Below are 16,320 nucleotides of genomic sequence, written 5' to 3'. Positions count from 1 at the left end.
CGTATGTGGGATTTCATCGCGGCGCTCGGCCTGGTTTTCGCCATCGAGGGCATCTTGTTCGCGGCGGTGCCGAACCTCGCCAAGGATGCCTTGCGCAGCGCAGCCGAGACGCCGGTCGACCGCATGCGGTTGATCGGAATTGGCTCCGCCGTGCTCGGCGTCATTCTGGTCTGGCTGGTGCGCGGCGGCGTTTAGGTAAGGCCTGCAAGCGGCGGGTGGACCGTCGTTTCAGTGCTGTACGGGCGCCTTCGCGTCTGCAGCCTTCCCGCAAGGCTCCGGCGCGGGTCGTGCTCCGCGAGCCTGTTATAACAGTGCGGATGCACAATGACGCGATCGTGCACCGCGATTCACGCTGCATCGCGCTTCCGCCGTATTTTCAGGTTCATTACTCGGGCCTATTCTGGCAGGCTGATTGCCTGCCCATTCTTCTCATGAGGACCCTGATGGCATTCAAACAGTCTCCTCTTCGGATCGCCCGGATTGCATTGGTGTGCAGCACGGCTCTGCTGCCGCTGGGTGCCGTCTCGGCTCCGGCGCAGGCGAATTCGCCCGTGCTGGCCGGCCAGGTTTCGCTGGCCGATCTCGTCGACAAGGTCATGCCCGCGGTGGTCAACATCTCGGCGGTGACGACGGGAGACGCCAAGGGCCGCACCCTGCCGCAACTGCCCCAGCTTGGCCCCGACACCCCCTTCGGTGACCTTTTCGAGGAATTCTTCAACCGGCGCGGCCAGGGCCGCGACGGCCAGAACCAGCAAGGCGAGCGCCAGGCGCCTCAGCCGCGCCGTTCGCAATCGGCGGGCTCGGGCTTCGTGATCGACGCGTCGGGCATCGTCGTGACGAACAACCACGTCATCGGCGACGCCAACGAGATCACGGTGATCTTTCCCGACGGGCTTCGTCTCAAGGCCGAGGTCATCGGCAAGGACGCCAAGGTCGATCTCGCGGTGCTGCGGGTGAAGCACGACAAGCCGCTGCCGGCGGTCAAGTTCGGCGATTCCGATGCGATGCGCATCGGCGATCCGGTGATGGCGATCGGCAATCCGTTCGCGCTGGGCGGCTCGGTTTCGTCGGGCATCATCTCGGCGCGCAACCGCGACATCAGCCAGGGGCCCTACGACACCTATATCCAGACCGACGCTGCCATCAACAAAGGCAATTCCGGCGGGCCGCTGTTCAACATGGCGGGCGAGGTCATCGGCATCAACACGGCGATCCTGTCGCCGACGGGTGGTTCGGTCGGTATCGGCTTTGCCGTGCCATCCTCGCTCGCGGCCAATGTCGTCGAGCAATTGCGTGAGTTCGGTGAGACGCGCCGCGGCTGGCTCGGCGTGCGCATCCAGAGCGTCGATGACGCTACTGCGGAGGCGCTCGGCCTTGGCACCGCGCGCGGCGCGCTCATCGCCGGCATTGACGACAAGGGGCCGGCCAAACCCGCGGGCCTCGAGGTCGGCGACGTGGTCGTCAAGTTCGACGGCAAGGAGGTCAAGGATTCGCGCGATCTGCCGCGCATCGTCGCCGCCACCCCGGTCGGCAAGGATGTGCCGATCAGCATCATGCGCAAGGGCAAGGAACTGGTGAAGACCGTCAAGCTCGGTCGCCTCGAGGATGGCGAGAAGGTCCAGCCCGCCTCGGCACGCACGCCGGCCGAACCGGCCAAGCCCGCCGTGACCAGCGCTCTCGGCCTCGAATTCTCACCGCAGACCGAGGAATTGAAGAAGCGCTACGCGATCAAGGACGGCACCAAGGGCGTCATCATCACCAAGGTCGATCCGAATTCGAACGCCGCCGACAAGCGCATTTCGGTCGGCGAGTTGATCGTCGAGGTCGGCCAGGAGCCGGTGAACTCGCCTGAGGACGTGACCAAGCGTCTCGATGCCTTGAAGAAGGACGGCAAGAAGTCCGCCTTGCTTCTGGTCTCGAACGCGCAGGGCGAGGTCCGCTTCGTCGCGGTATCGATGAACTGACGCTGGGCGTCATGGATTTGCAAAAGGGCGGCCGTCGAGGCCGCCCTTTTTTGTGTTGCCGCCTTGGGGGCTTTGTTCCGGAGCGTCGAGATTCCCGAGCTTCCAAGGTCAGGTGCTACCTGACGATCTCCGCGCCGGTATAACCCTGGGCATACAGCAGCGCCGTCAGATCGGCGTGGTCGAGCCTCGCATGGGCGGCGGCGGCAACCGCCGGCTTGGCGCGAAAGGCGGCGCCCAGGCCCGCCTCGCCCAGCATGGCAAGGTCATTGGCGCCGTCGCCGACGGCGAGCGTCTGTGCCGGGGCGAGGCCAAGACGCCCGCGCAATTCCAGCAGCGCATCGAGCTTGGCCTGCTTGCCGAGGATCGGGTTGGCGACCTCGCCGGTCAGCACGCCCTCATGCGCGAGCAATACATTGGAGCGGTGCTCGTCGAAGCCGATCGTTGAGCTGATCGGCCCGGTGAAGACGGTGAAGCCGCCCGAGACCAGCGCGGTGTAGCCGCCATGGGTGCGCATGGTGCGTACGAGGGCCGATCCGCCTGGCGTCAGGGTGATGCGGTCAGCGATGATCTCGCCGACAATGGAAAGCGGCACGCCCTTCAGCAAGGCGACGCGCTCGCGCAGGGCCGGCTCGAAGGCGATCTCGCCGCGCATGGCGCGTTCGGTGATGCCGGAGACCTTCTCCTTGAGGCCGACATAGGCAGCGAGTTCGTCGATGCACTCCTGCCCGATCATGGTCGAATCCATATCGGCGAGGAACAGCGCCTTGCGCCGCGTCGCCTCGGGCTGGACGACGATATCGATCGCGGCGCCCGCGAGCGCGAGGCGGATCTCGGCTTCGAGCTTGCGCGCGTCGTTCGCTTCCGCGAAGACGTCGGCGGCGATCTCGCCGTCGAGGCGCGCGCTATGCGTAAGGCCTGGGATGGTCGCCGAGAGATGGCTCAGCAAGCTGTCATCGACCAGCGCCTGGCCATGGGCGGAAACGAGCGTGGCGACGAGCATGTGGAAGGACCGGGCAGGGTGACGATCAGGGCGGTGCTCATCGCAGGTCCGACGGCCAGCGGCAAGTCCGCGCTGGCGATGGCGATCGCGCGACGCTTTGGCGGCACCGTGGTCAATGCCGATTCCATGCAGGTCTATGGCGATCTCCGGATCATCACGGCGCGCCCGACGCAAGCCGAGGAAGCGTCCGTGCCACATCGGCTCTATGGCCATGTCGATGGTGCGGAGAACTATTCGGCGATGCGTTACGCCGCCGAGACCGGCGCGCTGCTGGCCGAGCTCCAGCAGGCCGGTTCGCTACCGGTGCTGGTCGGCGGAACCGGGCTCTATTTCAAGGCGCTGACCGAAGGGTTCTCGGCGATTCCGCCGGTGCCGGAGGCCGTGCGGGCGGCGTTCCGTGCCCGTGTCGAGGGGCTGGAGACGGCAGCCTTGCATGATGAGCTCCGGGCGCGTGATCCAGCCATGGCGGAGCGGTTGCGGCCGAGCGACCGGATGCGGACCATGCGGGCGCTGGAGGTGTTGGAGGCGACGGGGCGTTCGCTAGCGAGTTTCCAGGGCGACCGTCGGCCGGGCCCGCTCGACGGCCTGCCGCTGCTGCGCCTCTTCGTGGCGCCTGAGCGTGAAGAGATCCGCGCGCGGATCGACCGGCGCTTCGAGGCGATGATGGCGCAAGGCGCGCTGGACGAGGTCGCGCGCCTGCGCGAGCGCCGGCTCGACGCGTTGCTGCCGGTGATGCGCGCCCATGGCGTGCCGGGGCTGATCGCCCATATCGATGGCGATCTCCCGCTGGCGGAGGCGATCGCGCGTGGCCAGGCCGATACGCGCGCTTATGCCAAGCGGCAGGTCACCTGGTTCCGCCACCAGATGGCGGGGTGGACGGCGGTTGCGCCGACCGCTGCGCTGGATGCGGCCTTGCAGGCGATCGAGGCTGCGTCCTGAGGCTCAGGCCGCGGCGACGAGGGCGGGTTCGGCCAGCCTGATGCAGTCGCGGCCATCGTTCTTGGCGCGGTAAAGCGCGCGGTCGGCGCGCTCGATGAAGGTGGTGAAGTTCTCGCCCTTCTGCCGCGTGGCGATGCCGAAGCTCGCCGAAACCTGCAGGGCCAGCGTCTCCGACACCGGCAAGCGCTTGGTTTCGAGGGTGTGCTGCATGCGTTGCGCCATGCGCCGCGCCGTCGCTGCATTGGCGCGAGGCAGGAAGACGGCGAATTCCTCGCCGCCGAAGCGGCCAACGAGGTCGCGATCCGAGCGGACCGTGCCGAGCAGCAGATCGGCGAAGGCGCGGATCACGGCATCGCCGGCGGCGTGCCCGTGACTGTCATTGACGCTCTTGAAGTGGTCGAGATCGACGATGATCAGCGAGGTATCGTCGCCGCTCGCATCGCAGGCCGCGATGGCATCGTTGGCCTTCTCGATGAAGGAGCGCCGGTTCAAGAGTGCCGTCAGGGGGTCTGTCTCGGCCAGGCGCCGCAATTCCTGCTCGCGCTCCTCGCGCTGGCCGATCTCCTGCGACAGGGCCCGGCGGGTCGCGCGTTCGCGGCCGATCTCGAGCGCCAGCGTCGCCGCTCGGCTCTGCAGGGTCTGGTTGGCGACCATCAATTCGGAGACGTCGGTCATCGTCATCACCAGCCCGTCGCCGAGCGGCGCGATGGCGATCTGCAGCCAGGTGACCTTGCCGCCATGGCTGAAGGAGGTCTCGATCATGTCGCTGCGGCGCAGTTCGATGGCGTAGAGGCAGCGTCGCCAGATCGTGGCGTCGGTGAGGAAGGGCAGGCTCTCGCGCGCATCGGTATCGTGCAGGTTCTCGTCGCCCCGACCCGCCATCACCGCCGCGCGTTGATTGGCGGTGATGATCAGCGTGCGGGTGATGTCGCCCTGGTCGTCGCGCATGACCCGCAGCGCCACGATGCCGGAGGGCGAGGTCTCCAGGACCGTGGTGAGAAGCTCCTCGTGGAACTGCAGTGGTCGGCTGAAGACGATGAGGAAGCGCTCGCCATTGCGTGCTGTGGTCGGCATCACCAGCCGCTCCCACAGGCAGACGCGAACCGTCTTGAGCGAGCGATGCACGGTATAGGCCGGCTTGCCGTCGCTGAGCGCCTGATCATAGCAGGCGGCGGTGAAGCGGGCGACCTGGGGCGTCATGCTGGAGATGCGCTCGCCGAGCCGGCTGCCGCCGACATAGCGCGTGATTTCGCGGCCGTAATGGACATAGGTGTAGTCGCCGTCCTCTGTGGGGGCGAGCACCATCACATCCTCACCGAAGCGCGGCAAAACCTCGTCGCAGAATGCTTCATGCGGCGCGCCAGCTTCATCCTGGGCATGCTGCGCGAAGCGGTGCAGGAGCTCCGCGATCTCCTTTGCATGGGCCCGCGCCACAATGTTCTCGGTGTGGACTTCCTGATACATGGCGTTCCTGAATCCAAGTCGGCGGACGCTATCAGCGCGTCCTTGAAAAAGTGTTCCCTTCGGTCAATCGATTTTCGGGGTTGGCGGCGGGGGGGGGGCGGCACAGGCCCGCTCGCGCGACTGCGGGAAGGCGGTTCGCGTTGCCGCTTGACCGGGCGCAGCGCCTCGGTTAGCGTCCGGCAATATCTGCAAAAGGTGGAAGCGCGATGCGCAAGCTTATTATCGTACGGGTGCGCTGGTAGGGGCCGGTTTCAACAAACCGCGCGTCCCCGACGCCAGCGCACGTCCAGGCCCCTCCGAGGGCCTTTTTTATTGCCCGCTTTCCCCCCGACCGACCTCAACATAGCTGCCGCAGGAGATCGTTATGAGCGAGATGATGACCGGAGCCGAAATGGTCGTCCGCGCGCTTCAGGACCAGGGCGTCGAACATCTGTTCGGCTATCCGGGCGGCGCGGTGCTGCCGATCTATGACGCGCTGTTCCAGCAGGACAAGGTCAAGCATGTCCTCGTCCGGCATGAGCAGGGCGCGGTCCATGCAGCGGAGGGCTATGCCCGTTCCTCTTCGGGCAAGGTCGGCTGCGTGCTCGTCACCTCCGGTCCCGGCGCGACCAACGCCGTCACCGGGCTGACCGACGCGCTGCTGGATTCGATCCCGATCGTCGTCATCACCGGCCAGGTTCCGACCCATCTGATCGGCTCCGACGCCTTCCAGGAATGCGACACGGTCGGCATCACGCGCTCCTGCACCAAGCACAACTACCTGGTGAAGAGCATCGCGGACCTGCCGCGCGTCCTGCACGAGGCCTTCTATGTCGCCGCCAATGGCCGCCCGGGCCCCGTCGTCATCGACATCCCGAAGGACATCCAGTTCGCGACCGGCGCCTATAGCCGCCCGCGCGACAACCAGCACAAGACCTACCGGCCGACGGTCAAGGGTGATCTGAACCAGATCAAGGCCGCGGTCGAACTGATCGCCAAGGCGAAGCGTCCGGTGTTCTACACGGGCGGTGGCGTGATCAATTCGGGGCCGCACGCTTCGGCGCTGCTGCGCGAACTCGCGCGGCTGACCGGCTATCCCGTGACCTCGACGTTGATGGGGCTTGGCGCCTATCCGGCTGCCGACCGGCAATGGCTCGGCATGCTGGGCATGCACGGCACCTATGAGGCCAACCTCGCGATGCATGATTGCGACGTCATGATCAATATCGGCGCGCGCTTCGACGATCGCATCACCGGCCGGCTCGACGCCTTCTCGCCGCGCTCGAAGAAGATCCATGTCGATATCGACCGGTCTTCGATCAACAAGAACGTCAAGGTCGATATCGGCATCGTCGGCGATTGCGCCCATGTGCTGGAGGACATGGTCCGGATCTGGCGCGAGACCTCGCCCCAGATCGACAAGACCGCGCTGACCGCCTGGTGGACGCAGATCGATGGCTGGCGGGCGCGCAAAAGCCTCGCCTACAAGAACTCGTCCTCGATCATCAAGCCGCAATACGCACTCGAACGGCTGCATGCGCTGACCAAGGACCGCGATACCTACATCACGACCGAGGTCGGGCAGCACCAGATGTGGGCGGCGCAGTATCTCCGGTTCCAGGAGCCGAACCGCTGGATGACCTCGGGCGGGCTCGGGACGATGGGCTACGGCCTGCCGGCGGCGATCGGCGTGCAGATGAAGCATCCGAAGGCCCTCGTCATCGATGTTGCCGGCGAGGCTTCGATCCTGATGAACATCCAGGAGATGTCGACGGCGGTGCAGTATCGGCTGCCGGTCAAGATCTTCATCCTCAACAACGAGTATATGGGCATGGTGCGCCAGTGGCAGGAATTGCTGCATGGCGGGCGCTATTCGGAGAGCTATTCGCAATCGCTGCCCGATTTCGTGAAGCTTGCCGAAGCCTATGGCGGGCACGGCATCCGCTGCTCCGATCCGGCCTCGCTGGATGACGCGATCATGGAGATGATCGACACGCCCAAGCCCGTGATCTTCGACTGTCTCGTCGCCAAGGAAGAGAACTGCTTCCCGATGATCCCGTCCGGCAAGGCGCATAACGAGATGATCCTGCCCGATTTCGAAGGCGACACCGGCGACATCATCGACGCCAAGGGCAAGCAGCTGGTCTGAACGCAGGCAGTCGGCAGTAGGAATGGGCGGCATTCGACTGCCTACTGCCCATTGCCTACTGCCGTTGTGGAGCATCACATGACGACAATCGGCCTGATCGGCGGCATGAGCTGGGAATCGACGGCGGTGTATTACCGCCTGCTCAACGAGGGCGTGCGCGCGCGCCTGGGCGGGCTGCATTCCGCCGACATCATGCTGCATTCGCTGGATTTCGGGCCGATCGCCGAGATGCAGGCGAGGGGTGACTGGGAGGCCGCCGGCGATGTGCTGGCCGACAGCGCCAGGCGGCTCGAACAGGCCGGCGCCGGCTGCATCGTCTTGTGCACCAATACCATGCACAAGCTGGCCGACAGGATCACCGGGGCGACACGCGTGCCGTTCCTGCATCTGGCCGACGTCACCGCCAAGGCGATCAAGCGCAGCCCGTCGCGACGGCCGCTGCTGCTGGCGACGCGCTTCACCATGGAGCAGGATTTCTACCGCGACCGCCTGCGCGCCTTCGGCGTCGATGCGATGGTGCCCGATGCCGCCCAGCGCGGCGACGTCCATCGCATCATCTATGAGGAGCTGTGCCGGGGCGTGATCGAGCCCGCCTCCAAGGCGCGCTATCTGGATATTGTCGCGGAGGCGGCAGGGCAGGGCGCCGACGGCGTCATTCTTGGCTGCACCGAGATCACGCTGCTGGTCTCCCAGGCCGACTTCGCCATTCCGGTGTTTGACACCACAGTGCTGCATGTCGAGGCGGCGCTCGACGCGCTGGTCGAGTCCGCGAGTGCCGCGGCATGAAACTCCTCATCGGCAACAAATGCTATTCGTCCTGGTCGCTGCGCGCCTGGCTGTTGATGCAAGCCAAGGGCATCGCCTTTGAGGAGGTGCTCATTCCGCTCGACCAGCCAGGCTTCAAGGAGGCGATTTTGGCTCATGCGCCCGGCAGCGGCGGGACAATGCCGATGCTGATCGATGGCGAGGTCGCCGTCTGGGAAACGCTGGCGATTTTCGAGTATCTGCACGAGAAGCATCCCACGCTCGGCATCTGGCCGCGCGATGCAGCCGCGCGCGCCCATGCCCGGGCGGCCGTCAGCGAGATGCATGCCGGATTCATGGCGCTTCGCAGCACCTGCCCGATGAATCTCGGCAAGCGCTTCGCGAGCCGCGACCGGGGCGCGCAGGTCGCCAGGGATGTCACCCGCATCAGCGCGCTCTGGCGCGCGGCGCGCGAGCGTTTCGGCATGCCGGCTGGCGGCCCCTATCTCTATGGCGAGTTCTGCGCCGCGGACGCGATGTTCGCGCCGGTGGCCAGCCGGCTCGACACTTACGGGATCGCGGTGGATTCCCTATGCCAGGGTTACTGCGACGTCGTGCTGGCGCATCCCGCTTATCGCGACTGGCTCAAGGCTGCTCTCGTAGAGCCCTGGATCCTCGATCAGGACGAAGTCGATGAGCCGGCTCTTGTCGATCTCCGCCAATCCTAATCCCTGTTTCCTTCCGCGACGCTCACAGGTTGCCCGATGCCCAACTCCGCCACGCATTACCCCAACGCCCCCAAGACCGAGCCCACCGCCCGGCACACGCTCGCCGTGATCGTCGATAATGAGCCCGGCGTGCTCGCCCGTATCGCGGGCCTGTTCTCGGGCCGTGGCTACAACATCGAGAGCCTCACGGTCTCGGAGACCGAGCACGACAAGCATATCTCGCGGATTACGGTGGTGACGTCGGGCACGGCCCACATCATCGACCAGATCAAGGCGCATCTCGATCGGCTGGTGCCCGTCCATCGCGTCGTCGACCTGACCTTGCAGGGCGAGGCGCTGGAGCGCGAACTCGCTCTGGTCAAGGTCGTCGGCAAGGGCGAACACCGGGTCGAGGCGATGCGCCTGGCTGCAGCCTTCGGCGCGCGCACGATCGACGCCTCGCTGACCTCCTTCGTCTTCGAACTGACAGGATCGACCGACGAGATCGAGCGCTTCATCAAGCTGATGACGGTGGTCGGCCTGACCGAGGTCTCGCGCACCGGCATCGCGGCGATGAGCCGTGGCCCGGATGCGATGTAACGATGCCTCCCGAAACCTTGAATATGGTTGCCCTTGGCCTCGGCGTCGTGGGCTTCTCCTGTTTCGCCTGGCCGATCATCCAGCGCATGAGCGGCAAGGCGGAGCCTGAGGCTCCCGGCAGCGGTAAGAGCCTGCGTTCGCCGCTGTGGTGGGTCGGCTTCATCCTGACGATCGCGGCGATCTTCCTGCAGCGGATCGCGAGCCAGCAGATGGGCGGCTAGAGGTTGTTCGGGACTTCGGCGAGGAGCGGTCTGCCCTTGATCGCTCGCGGTGGTTAGCGGCAAATGGGCCGGCATGATCCCGGGCGCATGGGGACGCTATGTCGGTCCATCTCGAAATCCGAAGCTATTGCGGCGGCGACCGCCATCGCCACGACTTCAGCCAGATCCTGCTGCCGATGCATGGCGCCATGAAGCTCGATATCGAGGGACGGTCCGGCATCGTCTCGAGCAATTGCGTCGCGATCGTCCCGCAGGACTGTGAGCACGATTTCCTGCCGAGCCCGGATTGCAGCATGCTCATCCTCGACGTCGAAACGGCGGCGTTCGCCGGCGAGGCGATGCCGACTTTGCTGTGCAATGCGAGCCCCTCGCTCACGCGGATCGAGCCCTGGCTGTGGCGGATGTTCCGCCAACTCGGCGCCGAGGTCGAAGCCGGTGCGTGCCGGGCTCATGATGCCGCCCGCCTGGCGCTGGCGGGGCTGCGTCTCGTCGAGCCGAGCCGGCGGCCTCGGCCCTGGTCGCGGTCCGAGCACCGTGTCCTTGGCGTCGCTGGAGATGCGCCGACGGAGAGCGTGGCGGAGATGGCCCGGATGGCCGGCCTCGGCCAAAGCCAGTTCCATGCCCTGTTTCGAGCGACAACGGGCCAGTCGCCGAAGCAATTGCAACTCAGCCAGCTGTTCGAGCGAGCCGTCGATGCATTGGTCGGCACGTCCACGCCGATATCGGAGATCGCCTACGGACTGGGCTATCAGAACGCCTCGTCCTTCAACCGGCAGTTCAAGCGGCGCTTCGGCCTCACGCCGTCAGAATTCCGTGCCGCCGGCCGCAACCAGGCGGGGAACTGAGCCTAAGGATCGCAGTTTCGGTTAACTCGTTCGGAGTTTCGCCTCATCACGGCCTTGCAGGGCCCCGCTAAGGTCGAGCCTCATGATGCCGTATGAGGAGGCCTTTCGATGAAGCTGACCGAGTTCAAGGTTCTGACATTCGATTGCTATGGGACGCTGATCGACTGGGAAACCGGGATCTGGAACGCGCTGCAGCCGCTGTTGAGCGCCGGGCAGCTCGATCTGGGGCGCGAGGAGGCGCTCGCCCGTTTCGGGCGCTATGAGAGCGAGCAGGAACAAGCGACGCCATCGCTACGCTATTCCACGCTGCTCTCCGTGATTCATGCGCGCTTCGCCAAGGATCTCGGCGTGCGCATTCATGCCGATCTGAATGAGCGCTTCGGTGCGTCCGTGCCGGACTGGCCGGCCTTTCCGGACTCCGCCGAAGCGCTCGCCTACCTCAAGCGGCACTACCGGCTCGTCATCCTGTCGAATGTCGACCGCCAGAGCTTTGCCGCCAGCAACAGGAAACTAGGGGTGAGCTTCGACGGCATCTACACCGCCGAGGATGTTGGCTCGTATAAGCCTGATCCGCGCAACTTCGCTTATCTGCTCGAACATCTCGCGGCCGATCTGGGCCTCGGTCCGAGCGCGGTGCTGCATACGGCGCAAAGCCTTTACCATGACCATGTGCCGGCCAAGGAGGCGGGGCTGGCTTGTGCCTGGATCGACCGGCGTTTCGGCAAGTCCGGCAGCGGCGCGACCCCGCTGCCTGAACACCAGCCGAAGGTGAACTTCCACTTCAAGAGCCTGGCCGAATTGGCGCAGGCCCATCGCGAGGCCGCCGCAGCCTGATCGCGTCCTGGTTCTCGGCGGTTGGTGTCATGCCTGCTTCAGCCGCTGAAGCCGCCTTCATTGAGGAATGCGTGCTCGGCTTCGGTGGTCGTCCGCCCCAGCACCGGGTTGCGATGCGGAAAGCGGCCGAAATCGCGGATGATGTCGCAGTGGATCTCGGCGAATTTCACGCCGTCGGGATCGTCCGAGGCCGTGCAGAGTGCGATGCAGCGCTCCTGATGTCCGAGATCCTCGGCATGCATGAAGGGCATGTAGATGAAGCGGCTCTCGGGCGGTGCGAAGGCGCGGTCGAAGCCCTTGGCGACGGCGCGCTCGGCGATGCCGAGCGCCATGGCGTCGGTGGCGAAGGCGCGCGGGCTGCCGCGGAAAAGATTGCGCGGAAACTGGTCGAGCAGGATCAGCAAGGCGTAGACGCCTTCAGGCGTCGCCTCCCAATCGGTCAGCTTGCCGGCTGCCGCAGCCTCATGCGTCGCCAGGAAGCGCCGGCGGATTTCGGCGTCGAAGGCGTCGTCCTTGGTGAACCATTTGTCCGGGCCGGCTTCGCGCCAGAAGGCGACAATTTGTGCTGCGGAGGGCAGGTTCACGGGCATCTCCTAAAATCAGGCGAAAGCGTTTGAGATCAGGCGAAGGCTCTTGGCGGGACGGGTAGCCCGGGTTCCGCGCGCGGCCAAGGAGAATCCGCGGCAGTGAACCAAGCCGCTTGCATCGCCGCGCCCGCTCCTGTAGACGGCAGAACCGTAACGTACGGTACGCAATCGCGGCTCCTTTCATGGCCAGTCCCATCGACGCACAGCAGGAAGGCCCGACCGCGCGCCAGCAGGCCGTGCTCGACGCTGTGCTGGGGCTAATGGTGGAGAAGGGCGATCACCTGACCATGACGGCGGTTGCCCGCCGCGCGAGCTGCTCGAAGGAAACGCTCTACAAATGGTTCGGTGATCGCGACGGTTTGTTGACGGCGACCGTGCAGTGGCAGGCGTCGAAAGTACGGGCGGGCAATTACGATCGGCAGACGCTCAATGCGCTTGGCCTGCGCGATAGCCTGACGCGCTTCGCCGCGAACTGGCTCGGCGTGATCTCGAGTTCGACCTCGGTTGCCCTGAACCGCATTGCCATCAGCCAGGCCGGCTCCCGGGCCGGCAATCTCGGCGCCATCGTGCTCGCCAATGGGCGCTTCGCGATTGGCGAGCGTCTGAAGCCGGTCCTCGATGCCGGGCGCGAGGCCGGTCTCCTGGCCTATGACGACACCGAGACGGCGTTTCGCAGTTTCCTGGGTCTCGTCGGCCGCGACGTGCAGATCCGGCTGTTGCTGGGCGATGCGCTGACACTCGGACAGGCCGAGATCGAGCGCGATGCGGAGCGCGCGACGCAACAGTTTCTCACCCTCTACGGCACGGCGAAAAACGATCCGGGCCTGGATAAGACCAACGCGTGACAAAAGGAGACACCCAATGCGCGTTTATTACGATCGTGATGCGGACATCAATCTGATCAAGGGCAAGAAGGTTTGCATCGTGGGCTACGGCTCGCAGGGGCATGCCCACGCGCTGAACCTGCGCGATTCCGGCGTCAAAGACGTCATCATCGCGCTCAAGGCTGGTTCGGCGACGCGCAAGAAGGCTGAAGAGGCCGGCTTCAAGGTGATGACCCCCTCCGAGGCCGCCAAGGTTTCCGACGTCATGATGATGCTGACCCCCGACGAATTGCAGGGCGACATCTATCGCGACGAACTGCACGGCAACATGAAGGAGGGCGCCGCGCTCCTCTTCGCGCATGGCCTCAACGTCCATTTCAACCTGATCGAGCCGCGCAAGGACCTCGACGTGCTGATGGTCGCCCCCAAGGGCCCCGGCCACACGGTGCGTTCGGAATATCAGCGCGGCGGCGGCGTGCCGACCCTGATCGCGATCCACCAGGACGCGACCGGCAACGCCCATGACCTCGGCCTCAGCTACGCCAGCGCCAATGGCGGCGGCCGCGCCGGCATCATCGAGACGACCTTCAAGGAAGAGTGCGAGACCGATCTCTTCGGCGAGCAGGTCGTGCTCTGCGGTGGCATCGTCGAATTGATCAAGGCCGGCTATGAGACGCTGACCGAGGCCGGCTACGCCCCCGAGATGGCTTATTTCGAGTGCCTGCACGAGGTGAAGCTGATCGTCGACCTGATCTATGAGGGCGGCATCGCGAACATGAACTACTCGATCTCGAACACGGCCGAGTATGGCGAGTACGTCACCGGCCCGCGCATCATCACGCCTGAGACCAAGGCCGAGATGAAGCGCGTGCTGACCGACATCCAGTCGGGCAAGTTTACCCGAGACTGGATGCTGGAGAACAAGGTCAACCAGACCTCGTTCAAGGCGACCCGCGCCCGCATGGCCGCCCACCCGATCGAGGAAGTCGGCGCCAAGCTGCGCGACATGATGCCCTGGATCAAGGCCAAAGCCCTGGTCGACAAGACCAAGAACTGATCCAGGTTTCTCCCACGACGGTCCGGCTCGCGCCGGGCCTTTGGGATCAAGGCCAAGGCCCTGGTCGACAAGACCAGGGCCTGATCTGGCGCCTGCCAGCTCGCTGACATGCTGATTCAACGTCTTGTCGGTTTGATTCCGCTTCTCAGTGGAAGGTCTTGGTAAGGTTAAGATAGTCCTGATTTCCGAAGGAGGCGGGCGCAGCGATGCGTCCGCCTTTTTCGTTCCGGAGCGCGGTTTGCAATATCGGGCGGAACCGAGGCGCGCTTGGTGCGTTTCTATGGCTAGCAGGATCAACCGGGGCACGGGCATGGCACGGGAACGGGATTCCAGCGAACGGACCATCCGCGAGCGCGACCGGCAGGCGCGCGAGACCGAGGCCGACCCTGGCGATGTCCTTCAGCAGGAGGGCGGTCCGAATTGGCCATTGCTGATCGCGCTTCTTGGCGGCCTCGTAGTCGCACTGCTCGCCAACACCTTCGTCGGCCTGCTGCCTGATTGATCCGTTAGGGCAATCGCGGCTGGGGAGAAGGAGACGAGAGATGACGACCGCGACAGAGGAACGCACCAAGGCGCAATCCGAAGAGCTGCAGGATGGTGGCCGAATTCCACCGATGCGGGCCGACGATCATTCCGATGCCGATCCCGCGATCGAGACGCCCGTCGAGGCGCGTCAAGGGTTCCTCGGCAAGCCTGTCCTGTTAGTGCTCGCCGTTGCCCTGATCCTGAGCGCCATCGCAGGCATTCTCGTCGGAGCGTTTCCGAGCTGAGCCGTAAGGCTCACGGCCTTCGAGGGGCCAAGAATTTCGACATGAAGAATTTCGACATGACAGAGGAGGGCGACATGACGGTTCTGAAACTGCTCGACTCGCAGACCCTCACGCGCATCGTGCTGGGGCTGTGCTTCGGGCTGATGGCGGCGGTCATCGCTGGCCTGATCCGCGGCTGACCGACTTATCCCGACAGCGAAAAGGCCCGGCGGTGTTCCGCCGGGCCTCGCTTCGTCTCGCTGCCGAACCGGCGCGGGCCGGTTCAGAAGGTGATCTTGTCCTTGATCTCGGCTTCGACATTGGAGGGCAGCACGTTGCGCTTCACCAGATCGGCGAAGTCCTTGAACTTCGCCTTGGCGCGCTCCTCGATGATCTTCTTGGAGCGTGCCTCGCCAATGCCCTTCAGCGTGTCGAGCTCGGCGGCGGTCGCCGTATTGATGTTGATCTTCTTGGCCTGGGCGGGCTGCGCCGCTGTCGGGGCGGCCGGCTTGGCGGGCTGAACCGCGGGAGCAGCCGGGGCGGTGACCGGAGCGGTTGGCTTTGCAGGTGTTGCGGGCTGCGTTGCTGTCTGGGCGAAGCCCTGGCTGGCGGTCAGAGCGAGCGCGGCGAGGGGGATCAGGAAACGGGAGATCGTCATGTCATGGACCTCAGTGTTCGGCCCGGATTGTCGCATCTGACGGAGGCCGGGCCCTTCGCCAGACGACGCCGCCGGCTTGAGGCCGGTCCAGCGTGTCACGGCAGTGTCGAACCGCTCGATGGCGGGGTGCCGACGTGACGACGCCATATCGCGCCTGGCGGCGTGAACCCGCGCTGAATGGCGCATTCAGCCAATTGCAGTGTTTCGGGAGCGGGTTTCCGATCGCGGGAAACCGGCGCTTGCTTGTCGCGGCCCGCGCTATTTCGTCATGAATTCAGCGAGGCGCCCGGCTCCGTAAAGCAGCGCAAAACCCCAGGCGGTCGAGGCGACCCAGTTGGCGATCTGGAAAGGCCAGAACGGCATCTGCACGATGCCGGCGACGATCGCGATGACGGCGCGCAGCGGCCCGAAAAAATGGCCGATCAGGATGCTGGCGACACCCCATTTCTCGAAGAAGGCATGGCCGCGCGCCAAAAGCTCGGGGTTCTTGTTGAACGGCCAATGATGGTCGACGCGGGGGCCGAGCACGAGGCCCGCCCAATAGGAGATCCAGAAGCCGCAGCCGGCGCCGACCGACGCCGCAATGGCGAGTGGGACCAGGTTGAGGCCCGAGGCGCCGGCGGCGGCTCCAAAGGCGGTGAAGAACACCGTTGCCGGCACGAGCCAGGACAGGATCGCGACGCATTCGCAGAATGCGACCAGGAAGACGATCGGGATCGCCCATTCCTGATGGGCCCGCATGAACTCGACGAGCGTTTGCATCCAGAGTTCGAGTTGGGCCATGGCGAGCGTGATCTTTCCGGCGGGGGCATCGGCTTATCGCGTCCGCCACAAGGTTATGCAACCGCAGGCTTTGCGCGAATGCCAGCTTCCTTCGCCGAAGGACGGCTTTGCCTTCGCCGGGGGATCGCATAATCTCGGCTGCAAAGATCAAGGCATGAGCGGCGAGCGCGGATCGATGCGCCAGGCCGACGGGGAAACGGATTTCATGGAGTTGCA

At 65.2% G+C, this 16,320-nt stretch carries 20 protein-coding genes; 15 read left to right on the top strand and 5 right to left on the bottom strand.

Annotated features, from left to right (window positions below; translation table 11 throughout):
- Positions 1-3: 3 nt before the first annotated feature.
- Positions 4-195 (top strand): DUF2065 domain-containing protein, encoded by a 192-nt coding sequence (locus tag BMZ97_RS06130; protein ID WP_092166789.1) that lies wholly within the window; start codon positions 4-6, stop codon positions 193-195.
- A 236-nt stretch (positions 196-431) separates the two neighbouring features.
- A complete protein-coding gene (locus BMZ97_RS06125) occupies positions 432-1,964 on the top strand; it encodes a DegQ family serine endoprotease (RefSeq protein ID WP_092168616.1) in 1,533 nt (510 codons plus the stop codon).
- A gap of 115 nt (positions 1,965-2,079) precedes the next feature.
- Here BMZ97_RS06125 and serB read toward each other — a convergent pair whose 3' ends face one another.
- Entirely contained in the window at positions 2,080-2,964 is an 885-nt protein-coding gene (gene serB / locus BMZ97_RS06120; RefSeq protein WP_092166785.1) for a phosphoserine phosphatase SerB, read from the bottom strand.
- 78 nt (positions 2,965-3,042) lie between these two features.
- On the opposite strand from serB, the gene miaA reads away from it, so the two are divergent.
- Complete coding sequence (gene miaA / locus BMZ97_RS06115; protein WP_244546343.1) at positions 3,043-3,903, top strand: tRNA (adenosine(37)-N6)-dimethylallyltransferase MiaA; 861 nt, start codon at positions 3,043-3,045, stop codon at positions 3,901-3,903.
- Between the two features lie 3 nt (positions 3,904-3,906).
- Here miaA and BMZ97_RS06110 read toward each other — a convergent pair whose 3' ends face one another.
- Positions 3,907-5,367 (bottom strand): GGDEF domain-containing protein, encoded by a 1,461-nt coding sequence (locus BMZ97_RS06110; protein WP_092166774.1) that lies wholly within the window; start codon positions 5,365-5,367, stop codon positions 3,907-3,909.
- 364 nt (positions 5,368-5,731) lie between these two features.
- Here BMZ97_RS06110 and BMZ97_RS06105 point away from each other — a divergent pair, with 364 nt between their 5' ends.
- The 7 genes from BMZ97_RS06105 to BMZ97_RS06075 all read left to right on the top strand — a co-directional run bounded on the left by BMZ97_RS06105 (position 5,732) and on the right by BMZ97_RS06075 (position 11,446).
- Positions 5,732-7,495: an acetolactate synthase 3 large subunit gene (locus BMZ97_RS06105; RefSeq protein ID WP_175525447.1), complete on the top strand. Its 1,764-nt coding sequence runs from the start codon at positions 5,732-5,734 to the stop codon at positions 7,493-7,495.
- A gap of 78 nt (positions 7,496-7,573) precedes the next feature.
- On the top strand, positions 7,574-8,281 hold the full coding sequence (locus tag BMZ97_RS06100; RefSeq protein WP_092166772.1) for an aspartate/glutamate racemase family protein: 708 nt from the start codon (positions 7,574-7,576) through the stop codon (positions 8,279-8,281).
- Complete coding sequence (locus tag BMZ97_RS06095) at positions 8,278-8,967, top strand: glutathione S-transferase family protein (RefSeq protein ID WP_092166771.1); 690 nt, start codon at positions 8,278-8,280, stop codon at positions 8,965-8,967. Before BMZ97_RS06100 ends, BMZ97_RS06095 begins: the two co-directional genes overlap by 4 nt.
- Before the next feature lie 36 nt (positions 8,968-9,003).
- Positions 9,004-9,546, top strand: coding sequence for an acetolactate synthase small subunit (gene ilvN, locus BMZ97_RS06090; protein WP_092166762.1), 543 nt, complete (start codon positions 9,004-9,006; stop codon positions 9,544-9,546).
- Positions 9,547-9,569: 23 nt separating this feature from the next.
- On the top strand, positions 9,570-9,767 hold the full coding sequence (locus BMZ97_RS06085) for a hypothetical protein (protein WP_139221165.1): 198 nt from the start codon (positions 9,570-9,572) through the stop codon (positions 9,765-9,767).
- Positions 9,768-9,865: 98 nt separating this feature from the next.
- Positions 9,866-10,612 carry a helix-turn-helix domain-containing protein gene (locus tag BMZ97_RS06080; RefSeq protein ID WP_092166760.1) on the top strand — a complete coding sequence of 249 codons (747 nt, stop codon included), beginning with the start codon at positions 9,866-9,868 and terminating at the stop codon, positions 10,610-10,612.
- A gap of 108 nt (positions 10,613-10,720) precedes the next feature.
- A complete protein-coding gene (locus tag BMZ97_RS06075; RefSeq protein ID WP_092166758.1) occupies positions 10,721-11,446 on the top strand; it encodes a haloacid dehalogenase type II in 726 nt (241 codons plus the stop codon).
- Positions 11,447-11,484: 38 nt separating this feature from the next.
- Here the strand turns inward: BMZ97_RS06075 and BMZ97_RS06070 are convergent, their stop codons facing one another.
- Entirely contained in the window at positions 11,485-12,036 is a 552-nt protein-coding gene (locus BMZ97_RS06070) for a DUF924 family protein (protein WP_092166756.1), read from the bottom strand.
- 179 nt (positions 12,037-12,215) lie between these two features.
- On the opposite strand from BMZ97_RS06070, the gene BMZ97_RS06065 reads away from it, so the two are divergent.
- The 5 genes from BMZ97_RS06065 to BMZ97_RS31165 all read left to right on the top strand — a co-directional run bounded on the left by BMZ97_RS06065 (position 12,216) and on the right by BMZ97_RS31165 (position 14,863).
- Positions 12,216-12,878, top strand: a complete 663-nt coding sequence (locus BMZ97_RS06065; RefSeq protein WP_092166755.1) for a TetR/AcrR family transcriptional regulator C-terminal domain-containing protein — start codon at positions 12,216-12,218, stop codon at positions 12,876-12,878.
- A 16-nt stretch (positions 12,879-12,894) separates the two neighbouring features.
- The gene (gene ilvC / locus BMZ97_RS06060) at positions 12,895-13,914 is read left to right on the top strand and encodes a ketol-acid reductoisomerase (RefSeq protein WP_092166753.1); all 1,020 of its coding nucleotides are present in this window, start codon (positions 12,895-12,897) and stop codon (positions 13,912-13,914) included.
- 310 nt (positions 13,915-14,224) lie between these two features.
- Positions 14,225-14,416, top strand: coding sequence for a hypothetical protein (locus tag BMZ97_RS06055; protein WP_092166751.1), 192 nt, complete (start codon positions 14,225-14,227; stop codon positions 14,414-14,416).
- Positions 14,417-14,456: 40 nt separating this feature from the next.
- Positions 14,457-14,684, top strand: coding sequence for a hypothetical protein (locus BMZ97_RS06050; protein ID WP_092166749.1), 228 nt, complete (start codon positions 14,457-14,459; stop codon positions 14,682-14,684).
- A 41-nt stretch (positions 14,685-14,725) separates the two neighbouring features.
- Positions 14,726-14,863: a hypothetical protein gene (locus BMZ97_RS31165; protein WP_175525446.1), complete on the top strand. Its 138-nt coding sequence runs from the start codon at positions 14,726-14,728 to the stop codon at positions 14,861-14,863.
- An 83-nt stretch (positions 14,864-14,946) separates the two neighbouring features.
- On the opposite strand, the gene BMZ97_RS06045 is transcribed toward BMZ97_RS31165, so the two are convergent.
- Both BMZ97_RS06045 and BMZ97_RS06040 read right to left on the bottom strand, forming a co-directional pair.
- Positions 14,947-15,321 (bottom strand): ComEA family DNA-binding protein, encoded by a 375-nt coding sequence (locus BMZ97_RS06045; protein WP_175525445.1) that lies wholly within the window; start codon positions 15,319-15,321, stop codon positions 14,947-14,949.
- A gap of 258 nt (positions 15,322-15,579) precedes the next feature.
- Complete coding sequence (locus tag BMZ97_RS06040) at positions 15,580-16,104, bottom strand: DedA family protein (RefSeq protein ID WP_244546272.1); 525 nt, start codon at positions 16,102-16,104, stop codon at positions 15,580-15,582.
- Positions 16,105-16,320 lie beyond the last annotated feature (216 nt).

This window comes from Allobosea sp. OK403, from assembly GCF_900113835.1.
Lineage (GTDB): Bacteria > Pseudomonadota > Alphaproteobacteria > Rhizobiales > Beijerinckiaceae > Allobosea.
The sequence above is the reverse complement of the archived record's forward strand: the minus strand, read 5'-3'. Positions and strand labels throughout refer to the sequence as shown.

What these genes read in the sequence shown, in the direction of transcription:
- BMZ97_RS06045 (WP_175525445.1), bottom strand. Translation starts at nt 15,321, where the DNA reads ATGACGATCTCCCGTTTCCTGATCCCCCTCGCCGCGCTCGCTCTGACC.
- serB (WP_092166785.1), bottom strand. Translation starts at nt 2,964, where the DNA reads ATGCTCGTCGCCACGCTCGTTTCCGCCCATGGCCAGGCGCTGGTCGAT.
- BMZ97_RS06085 (WP_139221165.1), top strand. Translation starts at nt 9,570, where the DNA reads ATGGTTGCCCTTGGCCTCGGCGTCGTGGGCTTCTCCTGTTTCGCCTGG.
- BMZ97_RS06105 (WP_175525447.1), top strand. Translation starts at nt 5,732, where the DNA reads ATGAGCGAGATGATGACCGGAGCCGAAATGGTCGTCCGCGCGCTTCAG.
- BMZ97_RS06080 (WP_092166760.1), top strand. Translation starts at nt 9,866, where the DNA reads ATGTCGGTCCATCTCGAAATCCGAAGCTATTGCGGCGGCGACCGCCAT.
- BMZ97_RS06040 (WP_244546272.1), bottom strand. Translation starts at nt 16,104, where the DNA reads ATGGCCCAACTCGAACTCTGGATGCAAACGCTCGTCGAGTTCATGCGG.
- BMZ97_RS31165 (WP_175525446.1), top strand. Translation starts at nt 14,726, where the DNA reads ATGAAGAATTTCGACATGACAGAGGAGGGCGACATGACGGTTCTGAAA.
- BMZ97_RS06055 (WP_092166751.1), top strand. Translation starts at nt 14,225, where the DNA reads ATGGCACGGGAACGGGATTCCAGCGAACGGACCATCCGCGAGCGCGAC.
- BMZ97_RS06050 (WP_092166749.1), top strand. Translation starts at nt 14,457, where the DNA reads ATGACGACCGCGACAGAGGAACGCACCAAGGCGCAATCCGAAGAGCTG.
- BMZ97_RS06130 (WP_092166789.1), top strand. Translation starts at nt 4, where the DNA reads ATGTGGGATTTCATCGCGGCGCTCGGCCTGGTTTTCGCCATCGAGGGC.
- BMZ97_RS06095 (WP_092166771.1), top strand. Translation starts at nt 8,278, where the DNA reads ATGAAACTCCTCATCGGCAACAAATGCTATTCGTCCTGGTCGCTGCGC.
- BMZ97_RS06075 (WP_092166758.1), top strand. Translation starts at nt 10,721, where the DNA reads ATGAAGCTGACCGAGTTCAAGGTTCTGACATTCGATTGCTATGGGACG.
- ilvC (WP_092166753.1), top strand. Translation starts at nt 12,895, where the DNA reads ATGCGCGTTTATTACGATCGTGATGCGGACATCAATCTGATCAAGGGC.
- BMZ97_RS06125 (WP_092168616.1), top strand. Translation starts at nt 432, where the DNA reads ATGAGGACCCTGATGGCATTCAAACAGTCTCCTCTTCGGATCGCCCGG.
- BMZ97_RS06070 (WP_092166756.1), bottom strand. Translation starts at nt 12,036, where the DNA reads ATGCCCGTGAACCTGCCCTCCGCAGCACAAATTGTCGCCTTCTGGCGC.
- BMZ97_RS06100 (WP_092166772.1), top strand. Translation starts at nt 7,574, where the DNA reads ATGACGACAATCGGCCTGATCGGCGGCATGAGCTGGGAATCGACGGCG.
- miaA (WP_244546343.1), top strand. Translation starts at nt 3,043, where the DNA reads ATGGCGATCGCGCGACGCTTTGGCGGCACCGTGGTCAATGCCGATTCC.
- BMZ97_RS06065 (WP_092166755.1), top strand. Translation starts at nt 12,216, where the DNA reads ATGGCCAGTCCCATCGACGCACAGCAGGAAGGCCCGACCGCGCGCCAG.
- BMZ97_RS06110 (WP_092166774.1), bottom strand. Translation starts at nt 5,367, where the DNA reads ATGTATCAGGAAGTCCACACCGAGAACATTGTGGCGCGGGCCCATGCA.
- ilvN (WP_092166762.1), top strand. Translation starts at nt 9,004, where the DNA reads ATGCCCAACTCCGCCACGCATTACCCCAACGCCCCCAAGACCGAGCCC.